Here is a 10,310-nt window from a genome sequence, read left to right as displayed (position 1 = left end):
CAATGGAGACCGACAGTTCAAGGGTGGTCGTGCGGCGTGCCCGCACGACCGACGTGCGGGCGATGAAGGCCCTCGTGGACGCCTACGCCGGCCGGGTGCTGCTGGTGAAACAGCTGGTCACGCTGTACGAAGACGTCCAGGAGTTCTGGGTGGCCGAGCTTTCTGGCGAGATCGTCGGCTGCGGCGCGCTGCACGTCCTCTGGGAGGACATCGCCGAGCTGCGCACCATCGCCGTCGCCCCCGACCTGACCGGCCGCGGCATCGGCCACCTGCTGGTCTCGCAACTGATCACCGCCGCCAAGGACCTCGGCCTGTCCCGCCTGTTCGTGCTCACCTTCGAAACCGCGTTCTTCGCCGCCCACGGTTTCGTCGAGATCGCCGGCACCCCGATCTCCCCCTTCGTCTACGAAGAAATCCGCCGCTCCTTCGACGAAGGCGTCGCCGAGTTCCTCGACCTCCCGTACGTCAAACCGAACACCCTCGGCAACACCCGCATGCTCCTCGAGCTCTAACCCGCGTGTCCCGGCTTCGCGTAGTCGTGTCCCGGCTTCGCGTAGTCGTGTCCCGCTTTCATGTAGCCATGTCACGGCGTCGCGTAGTCATGCCGCGCGCCCACGGGCCGCGAGAACCCTCCGCAATTCGCCCAGCACGCGATCAGGCTTGCGCAGATCCTGTGCGGTCGCCCGAACCACGGTCCATCCTCGCGCTCCAAGGCGCCTGTCCCGATCCGCGTCGGCCTCGGCCCTACCCTCGTGCGCCTCGTAGCCGTCGTACTCGAGCGCGACCCGGAACTCCGGCCACGCCATGTCGAGCCGATAGACCAACCGCCCCTCCAGGTCACGGACCTCGAACTGCGGCTCTGGGAGCGGGAATCCGGCATCCGCAACCAGCAAGCGCATCCAGCTTTCGGGAGGCGATTCGGCGAGCCCGGTGGCAAGAGCGAGCAACACCTCGGCGCGGCGGGTCCCGCGCCGGTCATCGCGAGTGATCAACCTGTCGTCCACCTCGGCGCGAAATGTTCCCCGTTGATTTGCCGGCAACGCCGCAAGTGCCTGATCGGCGCAGGCGAAGGCCAGCCGGCGTGGCTCGGTACACAGCAGATCGGCGATGACGAGATCCAGAACCAGGACCGGCATGCCCATCCGTGTCGTGATGTCGGCTTCGACAAAGCGGTCATGGTGCACCATGAGACCCGGTCGCCTGTCTGCTCGGCACTCGTAGGGGACGGTCACATGGATGTCGCTGTCGCCCTCCGCGGCGGTGCAGCCGTGCAGCGCGGCTGCGGTCCGTCCGGATAGGACTGCCTGCCCACGGACGGCAAGCAGTGCCGCGGCTGCCCGCGTCTCCAGTCGAGTGGCTCGGTCTCTTGGCACGAAGACACCACGCCACGGCTGATCAAGCAGGCCGTCGCGCAGCGCAACTCGCACCGCGTGCTCACCGAACCGGGCTACGAGGTCGCGGCGGAGTTGGGCGCCGTGAAGCGGTTCATTCATACATCCAGGATGCGATGTGCGCCCCGATCCTGGACGCGATTGAGCATTGGCTGTGGACAAGTGGTCGGCTTGTGGAAAACCCCGGCTACGCGAAACCGGGACATGGCTACGCGAAAGCGGGACACGACTACGCGAAGGCGGGACACGGCTACGTGAGGGCGGGACACGCGCTAATCAGGGACAGGTCCGCCGCGGATGATCATGAGGGTGGCGTCTAGTTCGTCGGGTTTGATGAGGACTTCGCGGGCTTTCGAACCCTCTGAGGGGCCGACTACGCCGCGGGTTTCCAGGAGGTCCATGAGGCGGCCGGCTTTGGCGAAGCCGACGCGGAGTTTGCGTTGGAGCATGGAGGTGGAGCCGAACTGGCTGGAGATGATGAGTTCGGCGGCTTGGAGGAGGACGTCGAGGTCGTCACCGACGTCGGGGTCGATTTCCTTGGCTTCGCCAGGTTTGGCGGCGGTGACGCCGTCGGTGTAGTCGGGTTGGGCCTGGTCCTTGACGAAGGTGACGATGGCGGCGATCTCTTCATCCGTGATGAAGGCGCCTTGGATGCGGACGGGTTTGGAGGCGCCCATGGGGAGGTAGAGGCCGTCGCCCATGCCGATCAGCTTTTCGGCGCCGGGTTGGTCGAGGATGACGCGGGAGTCGATCAACGAAGAGGTGGCGAAGGCCAGGCGGGAGGGGACATTCGTTTTGATGAGGCCGGTGACGACGTCGACGGAGGGGCGCTGGGTGGCCAGGACCAGGTGGATGCCGGCGGCGCGGGCCTTCTGGGTGATCCGGACCACGGCGTCCTCGACGTCCCGGGGGGCGGTCATCATCAGGTCGGCGAGCTCGTCGACGATGGCGAGGATGTAGGGATAGGGCCGGTACTCGCGTTCGGAGCCGGGCGGGGCGGTGATGTCGCCCGACTTCACCTTCTTGTTGAAGTCGTCGATGTGGCGGACGCGGTTGGCCTGCATGTCCTGGTAGCGCTGCTCCATTTCCTCGACCAACCAGGAGAGCGCGGCGGCGGCCTTCTTGGGCTGGGTGATGATGGGGGTGATCAGGTGCGGGATGCCCTCGTACGGGGTGAGCTCCACCATCTTGGGGTCGATGAGGATCATCCGGACCTCGTCCGGGGTGGCTCGGGCGAGCAGGGATACCAGCATGGAGTTGACGAACGACGACTTGCCGGAGCCGGTCGAGCCGGCGCAGAGCAGGTGCGGCATCTTGGCCAGGTTCGCGGTGACCATGTGGCCCTCGATGTCCTTGCCCAGGCCGATCACCATCGGGTGGTGGTCGTCGACCGCGGTCTTGGAGCGCAGCACGTCGCCGAGGCGCACCATCTCGCGGTCGCTGTTGGGCACCTCGATGCCGACCGCGGACTTCCCGGGGATCGGCGCCAGCAGGCGCACGTTGTCGGTGGCGACCGCGTAGGCGATGTTCTTGGTCAGCGCGGTGATCTTCTCCACCTTGACGCCCAGGCCCAGCTCCACCTCGTACCGGGTCACCGTCGGGCCCCGGGTGAAGCCGGTGACCTGCGCGTCGATGTCGAACTGGTCGAGCACCCCGCTGATCGCCTCGATCATCAGGTCGTTGGCCCGGCTGCGGGCCTTCGGCGCGGCCCCGGTGCCGAGCAGCGCCGGGTCGGGCAGCTTGTAGTCGCCGTCGACGACCCGGGTGACGGTGATCTTGCTCGGCGTCTCCTTGACCGGCGCGTGCTCCTTGACCTGGACCGGCGGGCGCGCCGGCTTGGCCGGGGCGGGCTCCTCCTCGAGCGGGAGCGGCGGCTGGTCCGGCTCGGCCATGGACGCCTGCCGGCGCCGGGACGGGCGGCGCGGCTTGGGCTCCTCGGCCGGCTCCTCCTTGACCGCCTCCTCCTCCGGCGGGTACTCGGCGTCGTCCGGGTCCATGCCCAGCTCGCGCAGCCGGGCGGGGATGTCCTTGAGCCGGGTGCCGGTGAACACCAGCACGCTGAACCCCAGCGCCAGCGCCAGCACCGGGAGCGCGACCCAGGACGACACACCCTTCGCCAGCAGCCCGCCGGAGACGTAGCCGAGCGCGCCGCCGGCGTACATCCGGTGCGTGTTGTCGTCCGGCAGGTCGCTGAAGATGTGCAGAATGCCGAGCAGGGCCAGGGTGAACAGCAGCGCGCCGGCGATCAGCCGTGGACGTTTCTCCGGCTGGGGGTCGGAGCGCATCAGCGCCACGCCGATCACCAGCAGCACCAACGGAAGCGCGATCGCCCCGGCGCCGATCACCGAGCGCACACCGGTTTCCAGCCAGGCGCTGGCCCGGCCACCGGTGCCCCACCACATTCCGGCGGCGGCCACCACACCCACCGCGATGAGCGCGAACGCCACCCCGTCGCGGCGCACGCCGGGCTCGATGTCCCGGGCCCGGCCGACCGCCCTGGCCAGCCCGCCGACTCCCCTGGCCAGCAGGTTCCACACGCCACGCAACGCACGGGCGAACGGGCCGGGACCACGCCGGGGACGCCGCGCCGGGGGCTTCCGGGACCGGGACCGCGACGCCGCCGGGCGTTTACCCGTGCCGGTTCGGGCCCTGCCCGTGCTCGTGGTCCTGGACGCCATGCTCTTCACGGTAGTGCCTTCCCGTCACCCCAGTCACTCCGGTCACGACAGCAACACCGGCCCGGACCTCCCGGCACGACCTGGGGCATGCCATGCTCCCGACCATGGTTGCGCTGTCTCGCCGGCTCACCGAGTCGACACGCCGTAACGGCACGGCCACGTCGTTCCCACCGGACTGGCGGGTGCTCGCCGCGGTGGACCGCGGGTTCGTCCGGATGGTCGGCAAGCTCGAGATCACCGGGCGGTTCCCGGACGAGCTGCGCGGCCGCTCGGTGCTGGTGGCCGCCAACCACATCGGCATGTTCGACCCGTTCGTGCTGGTCGCGGTGAGCGCCAAGCTCGGGGTGCCGCTGCGGTTCATGCTCACCGCCGGCCTGCTGGACGCCCCGGTGATCGGGTTCTTCCTGCGCCGCGCCGGGCACGTCCGGGTGGACCGCGGCAAGAGCAACGTGATCGAGGCGTTCGAGCGGGCGGTGGAGCGGCTGCGGGCCGCGCGGATCCCGCTGCTGGTGTACCCGGAGGGGCGGGTCAGCCACGACCCCGGGCTGTGGCCGGAGCGTGGCAAGACCGGGGTGGCCCGGATGGCGCTGGCCGGCAACGTGCCGGTGGTGACGATCAGCCAGTGGGGTGCGCACGAGGCGGTGTACTGGGGCACGGAGACGGTGACGAAGCCCGCCGACTTCAAGCCGCTGGTCACCTCGTTCGGCCGGGCGCTGGTGAACCGGCCCACGTTCCGGGTGCACATCGGCGGGCCGGTGGACCTGTCGGACCTCTCCGCGGGCCGGCCCGGCGACGCGATGCGCGCGCACAAGCGGATCATGCAGGCGATCACCGACGGGCTGGTGCCGCTGCGCCAGGGGGAGCTCGACAAGCCGCGGTTCCACGACCCGACCCGGCCGACGGACGCGGTCAGCCCCTGGCGTCCCGCTCCCTGAGCAGTGCCTGATGGTTCGCTCGCAAGCTCGCTCACGACGGTCCGGGCCTGTCGGGGTGGTCGGTCAGACTCGGCCGCGTGACCGCTCAACTTGTCGCACCGGTAACGAGATCGGCGACCCGGGGCACCGTCCTCGTCGTGCTGGCGTCGTGCTGCGCCGGCACCGCCGGGTCGCTGGCCAAGTCCATCATGGACACCGGGGTGCGACCGGAGCAGCTGGCGGCGGCGCGGATCGGGTTGTCGGCGCTGCTCCTGCTGGTGGTGGTCGGAGTGGCCCGGCCGGAGCTGCTGCGGGTCCGGCGGGCGGACCGGCGGCTCGTGGTGGGCTACGGGCTGCTCTACTTCGCCACGGTGGCAAGGATTCCGGTCGGGATCGCGACGCTGCTGGAGTTCACCTCGCCGGTGCTGGTCGCGCTGTGGGTGCGGTTCGTGCGCGGCACCATGCTGCCGTCGCGAGCCTGGGCCGGGACGGTGCTGGCGCTGGGTGGGCTGGCGCTGCTGGCGCGGGTGTGGCAGGGCCTCACCCTGGACGCGGTCGGATTGCTGCTCGGGATCGGCACCGGTCTCGCGGCGGCGTCGTACTTCCTGCTGGGTGAGCGCGCGGTGGGGACCGTGGCGCCGCTCGGCTTGGTCACCTGGGGCATGGTCGCGGGTGCGGCGACTGTTCCGCCTCTCCGAAATTAACTGCTGTGGTTGCGTACCAATGAACCCTGCGGACCCTCGGTGGATTGTGGCTGGGTGCCGTCACGGTCCCCTGAGGTTGCGTTGGTCGGGGTGAGCACGTCGTTGGCTTACCTGCTGGGCATCAGCTCGATGCGGCACCTGCCGTCCACTGTGGTCAGCGTGCTGGGGCTGACCGAGCCGGCGGTGGCCACCGCGGTGGCGTGGGCGTTCCTCGGGCAGTCGTTGAGCGTGGTGCAGGTGATCGGTGCGGCGGTGATGCTGGGTGGGGCCGCGCTGGTTCAGCGGGCTAGTTCAGCCGGGCCAGATAACCGTTGTCCACCAACCATTTGACGTTGATCGGGGTGGGTGCGCCGGGGATCAGGGCGCTGGCCAACTGATACTGCAGGCCGCGGCCGGGCTGGAGGAACCAGGGCGCGATGGGTCCGGCGCGCACGGTGAAGTCGCGGGTCACCAGGTAGTCGCGGTAGTTGCAGCCGGCCGCGGGGTTGCCGACGAGGTTCTGCGGCGGGATGGAGCGGTTGGCGTAGGGCAGACCCTCCGGCGCGAGGAAGGAGCCGAACTCGCTGCCGTAGCGGTCGATGCGGGTGCCGATGCGCAGCAGTTGGTTCCAGCGGATGGGATTGCCGTCGGGGTCGAGCACGTAGCCGTCCTGCGGCGGGAAGCGCCAGCTCGACGCGGCGGTGTCGTAGAACGTGGCCAGGAACTGCGGCGCGGCGACGTGGCCGGTGCGGTGGTAGCCGTGCAGCTGGTGGCCGACCGGGCCGAGGACGGGGAGGCTCTGCGGGCCGAGCCGGGTGTCGCCGTGGAAGAGCTCGGTGGAACATTCGGCCAGGCGTGAGGGTGGGGCCGCGGTGGCGATCGGGGCGGCGGTGAACAGGAGCAGGAACACGCCGAAGAGCAGGGACAACGTGCGCCGCGATCTCATCGCGAGGCCTCCCGGAAACGCTGCTGTGGCAAGGGAATCCCTACGTTAGCGAGCGGAGGCGGCGGCCGGCAGGGTTGTCACCCGTTCGGCTGCCGGACGAGGGTGTCCCCGCGGGTCAGGCCGGTGCGGCCGACCTGCCCTCGCCGGCGGCGAACCACTGCGCGCCGGCGAGGCCGGCGAGCACCGTGGCGCCGCCGAGCCGGGCTTCGAGCCACAGCCCGGCCTGCAGGTCCAGGCCGCCGCCCTCGATCGCCGCGCGGCGGTCGGCGAGCATGGTCTCCTGCGGGAAGCCGGCGATCAGCTCGGCGAGCTCCTGCGCCCGGGTGAGCGCGCCGCCGTCCTCGACGACCTCGGTGACCAGGCCCATCGCGTGCGCCTCGGCGGCGTCGACGACCCGGCCGGTGAGGATCAGGTCGAGGGCGCGGCCGAGACCGACGATCCGCGGCAGGCGCTGGGTTCCGCCGTCCAGCAGCGGCACGCCCCAGCGCCGTTCCAGGCAGCCGAACCGGGCGGAGCGGGCGGCGACCCTGAGGTCGCACCAGAGCGCGAGTTCCAACCCGCCGGCCACGCACCAGCCGTTGACCGCGGCGATCGTCGGCTTGCTGGCGGTCAGCCGGGTGATGCCCAGCGGCCCCTCGGGCAGGTGAATCCGGCCGGCCAGCGATTCGAGGTTCTTCAGGTCCGCCCCGGCCACGAACGCCTCGTCACCGGCCCCGGTGAGCACCATGACCCGGGCGTCCTCGTCCTCGAACCTGCGGTAGGCGGCGTTGAGCCGCTCCGCGGTCGGCCCGTCGATGGCGTTGCGCCGGTCCGGGCGGTCGATGGTCACCACCGCCGCGGCGCCGATGCGCTCGTAGGTCACGGTCATGGGACGACGCTAGTGGATCAGGGCGCGCAGGGCGTCGGTGTCGACGTGCTCGGTGATCGCGTCGGCGAGGCGGTCGAGCATGTCCTGTCGAAGCGCTTCGAAACCTGGCGCGCCGGGAGCCGGGGACCAGGTCCGTCCGGCCTGCTGAGCGGCCTCGGTGAGCCAGGCGCGGCGGAAGGCGTCGTTTTCGAAGGCGCCGTGCCACGTGGTTCCCCAGACCGGGCCGACCCGGCAGCCGTCGAGGAACGGTTCGACTCCATCGTCCACTATGGATTGGCCGTGGTGGATCTGGTAAGCCGTCACCTCATGGTCGCGCCAGCGACCCGTTGACGTGCCGAGGGATTTCGCCTGTTCAAAGGTGACGGTCGTGGGCAGCAGACCGAGCCCAGGGACGCGACCCGCGCCGGACTCCACATCGTCGTCGATGGTGCGGGCGAGCATCTGGTAGCCACCGCAGATGCCGAGCACCGGGCGGCCTTCCCTGGCCCGGGCCAGGACGGCGTCGGCGAGCCCGCGTTCGCGGAGCCACGCCAGGTCGGAGACGGTGGCGCGGGAGCCGGGCAGCACCGCGACGTCGGCGTCGGCCAGCACGTCGGGGTCGGCGGTCAGCGTGACCGCGACACCGGGCTCAGCGGCGAGCGCGTCGACGTCGGTTGCATTGGAGGCGCGGGGAAAGCGGGCGACGGCGACCCTCAGCGGCCGGCCGCTGAGGGTCGCGGTCTCGGCGCGCCAGCCCGCGGCGGCCAGGGCGTCCTCGGAGTCGATCCACACCCGGTCCAGCCAGGGCAGCACGCCGAGCACCGGGCGCCGGGTGCGCCGGGCCAACTCGTCGAGCCCGGGCCGGAGCAGGCCGAGGTCACCGCGGAACTTGTTCACGATCCAGCCCGCGATGAGCGCCTGGTCCTCGGCGTCGAGCAGCGCCAAGGTGCCGTACATGGCGGCGAGCACGCCGCCGCGGTCGATGTCCCCGACCACCACGACCGGCAGGCCGAACCGGCGCGCCAGACCCATGTTCACGTAGTCGCCGGCCCGCAGGTTGATCTCCGCGGGGCTGCCGGCGCCCTCGCACACCACGATGTCGAAGCGCTTCGACAATTCGTCGAACGCGTCGAACGCGATCTCGGCGAGGCCCGCACGGCCGGTGGTGTACTCCCCTGCCTCGAGTGTCCCGTGTGGACGGCCGAGCACCACGACGTGGCTGCGGCGGTCGCTGCCCGGCTTGAGCAGCACCGGGTTCATCGCGGCCTCGGGGACGATCCCGGCCGCCTTCGCCTGAAGCCATTGCGCCCGGCCGATCTCCGCGCCGTCCGGGCACACCATCGAGTTGTTCGACATGTTCTGCGCCTTGAACGGCGCCACCCGAAACCCTTGCCGCACAAGCCACCGGCAGATGCCGGCGGTGACCAGGCTCTTGCCCGCATCCGACGTGGTCCCGGCTACCAGCAGGCTCATTGCGGCCCGGACTCGATGTCGCCCTCAGCCTTGAGGTACAGCGCGCGGACCGCGTTGAGGGTGGCTTCGTCGGGTTCGGCCCAGAGCCGGCGTTCGGCCGCCTCCAGCAGGCGCTCGGCGATGCCGTGCAGTGCCCACGGGTTGGACTCGCTGAGGAACTTCTGGTTCTCCTCGTCCAGCAGGTAGGTGTGCGCGAGCCGCTCGTACATCCAGTCGGCCACCACGCCGGTGGTCGCGTCGTAGCCGAACAGGTAGTCCACGGTGGCGGCGAGCTCGAACGCGCCCTTGTAGCCGTGCCGGCGCATGGCCGCGATCCAGCGGGGGTTGACCACGCGCGAGCGGAACACCCGGGCGGTCTCCTCGGCAAGCGAGCGGGTGCGCACCGCGTCCGGCCGGGTGCTGTCGCCGATGTAGGCGGCCGGCGCGCGGCCGGTGAGCGCGCGCACCGTGGCGATCATGCCGCCGTGGTACTGGAAGTAGTCGTCCGAGTCGGCGATGTCGTGCTCGCGGGTGTCGGTGTTCTTGGCGGCCACGGCGATCCGCCGGTACGCCGCCTCCATGTCCGGCCGGGCCGGGGCGCCGTCCAGGTCGCGGCCGTAGGCATACCCGCCCCACACCGCGTACACCTCGGCCAGATCCGTGTCGTCGCGCCAGTTGTGGCTGTCGATCAGCGGCAGCAGCCCGGCGCCGTAGGAGCCCGGCTTGGACCCGAACACCCGGGTCGTCGCCCGGCGCTCGTCGGCGTGCGTGGACAGGTCGGCGTGGACGTGGGCACGGACATAGTTGTCCACTTCGGACTCTTCGAGCGCGGCGACCGTGCGGACGGCGTCGTCGATCAGGTAGACCACGTGCGGGAAGGCGTCCCGGAAGAACCCGCTGATCCTGACCGTGACGTCGATCCGCGGCCGGCCGAGCTCGGCGAGCGGGATGACCTCCAGCCCGCTGACCCGGCGAGACGCCTCGTCCCAGACCGGACGCACTCCCAGCAGTGCGAACACCTCCGCGATGTCGTCGCCGGCGGTGCGCATGGCGGAGGTGCCCCAGACAGACAGGCCGACCGAGCGCGGCCACTCGCTGTTGTCCGCGCGGAACCGGGCGAGCAGCGAGTCGGCCATGGCCTGGCCGGTCTCCCAGGCCAGGCGGCTGGGGATCGCCTTCGGGTCGACGGAGTAGAAGTTCCGGCCGGTGGGCAGCACGTTGACCAGCCCGCGCAGCGGCGATCCGCTCGGCCCGGCGGGGACGTAGCCGCCGTCCAGGGCGTGCAGCAGGTTGTCGAGCTCGTCGGTGGTGCGGGCCAACCGGGGCACGATCTCGGTGGCGGCGAACCGCAAGACCTCCGCTACCTGAGCGCTCGGGGTGCGATGAAGGGGGCCTTTCT

Annotated in this window: 10 protein-coding genes; 4 read left to right on the top strand and 6 right to left on the bottom strand. The window is 70.8% G+C overall.

Going from position 1 to position 10,310, the window contains the following annotated elements; genetic code table 11:
• Positions 1-2 precede the first annotated feature (2 nt).
• Positions 3-512 (top strand): amino-acid N-acetyltransferase, encoded by a 510-nt coding sequence (locus VGR06_RS23700; protein ID WP_327561310.1) that lies wholly within the window; start codon positions 3-5, stop codon positions 510-512.
• A gap of 87 nt (positions 513-599) precedes the next feature.
• Here the strand turns inward: VGR06_RS23700 and VGR06_RS23695 are convergent, their stop codons facing one another.
• Positions 600-1,493 (bottom strand): DUF559 domain-containing protein, encoded by an 894-nt coding sequence (locus tag VGR06_RS23695; protein ID WP_327561309.1) that lies wholly within the window; start codon positions 1,491-1,493, stop codon positions 600-602.
• A 170-nt stretch (positions 1,494-1,663) separates the two neighbouring features.
• Positions 1,664-4,069 (bottom strand): FtsK/SpoIIIE family DNA translocase, encoded by a 2,406-nt coding sequence (locus VGR06_RS23690; protein WP_327561308.1) that lies wholly within the window; start codon positions 4,067-4,069, stop codon positions 1,664-1,666.
• Positions 4,070-4,161: 92 nt separating this feature from the next.
• Between VGR06_RS23690 and VGR06_RS23685 the strand changes: the two genes are divergently transcribed.
• From VGR06_RS23685 to VGR06_RS23675, 3 genes are all read left to right on the top strand, one after another.
• Positions 4,162-5,004, top strand: a complete 843-nt coding sequence (locus tag VGR06_RS23685) for a lysophospholipid acyltransferase family protein (protein ID WP_414637320.1) — start codon at positions 4,162-4,164, stop codon at positions 5,002-5,004.
• A 77-nt stretch (positions 5,005-5,081) separates the two neighbouring features.
• Positions 5,082-5,687, top strand: a complete 606-nt coding sequence (locus VGR06_RS23680; RefSeq protein ID WP_327561307.1) for an EamA family transporter — start codon at positions 5,082-5,084, stop codon at positions 5,685-5,687.
• 90 nt (positions 5,688-5,777) lie between these two features.
• Positions 5,778-6,017 carry a DMT family transporter gene (locus VGR06_RS23675; protein WP_327561306.1) on the top strand — a complete coding sequence of 80 codons (240 nt, stop codon included), beginning with the start codon at positions 5,778-5,780 and terminating at the stop codon, positions 6,015-6,017.
• Here VGR06_RS23675 and VGR06_RS23670 read toward each other — a convergent pair.
• The 4 genes from VGR06_RS23670 to VGR06_RS23655 all read right to left on the bottom strand — a co-directional run.
• Positions 5,974-6,612, bottom strand: coding sequence for a TNT domain-containing protein (locus VGR06_RS23670; RefSeq protein ID WP_327561305.1), 639 nt, complete (start codon positions 6,610-6,612; stop codon positions 5,974-5,976). The two genes, VGR06_RS23675 and VGR06_RS23670, sit on opposite strands and share 44 nt — an antisense overlap.
• A 115-nt stretch (positions 6,613-6,727) precedes the next feature.
• On the bottom strand, positions 6,728-7,480 hold the full coding sequence (locus tag VGR06_RS23665; protein WP_327561304.1) for a crotonase/enoyl-CoA hydratase family protein: 753 nt from the start codon (positions 7,478-7,480) through the stop codon (positions 6,728-6,730).
• Between the two features lie 9 nt (positions 7,481-7,489).
• Positions 7,490-8,932 carry a cobyric acid synthase gene (locus tag VGR06_RS23660; protein ID WP_327561303.1) on the bottom strand — a complete coding sequence of 481 codons (1,443 nt, stop codon included), beginning with the start codon at positions 8,930-8,932 and terminating at the stop codon, positions 7,490-7,492.
• Positions 8,929-10,310: cobaltochelatase subunit CobN (locus VGR06_RS23655; RefSeq protein WP_327561302.1), on the bottom strand; the 1,382-nt coding region annotated here is incomplete at its 5' end. The genes VGR06_RS23655 and VGR06_RS23660, both read right to left, overlap by 4 nt.

The organism is Actinophytocola sp. (assembly GCF_036002505.1).
Taxonomy (GTDB): Bacteria; Actinomycetota; Actinomycetes; order Mycobacteriales; family Pseudonocardiaceae; genus DASYTH01.
The sequence above is the reverse complement of the archived record's forward strand: the minus strand, read 5'-3'. Positions and strand labels throughout refer to the sequence as shown.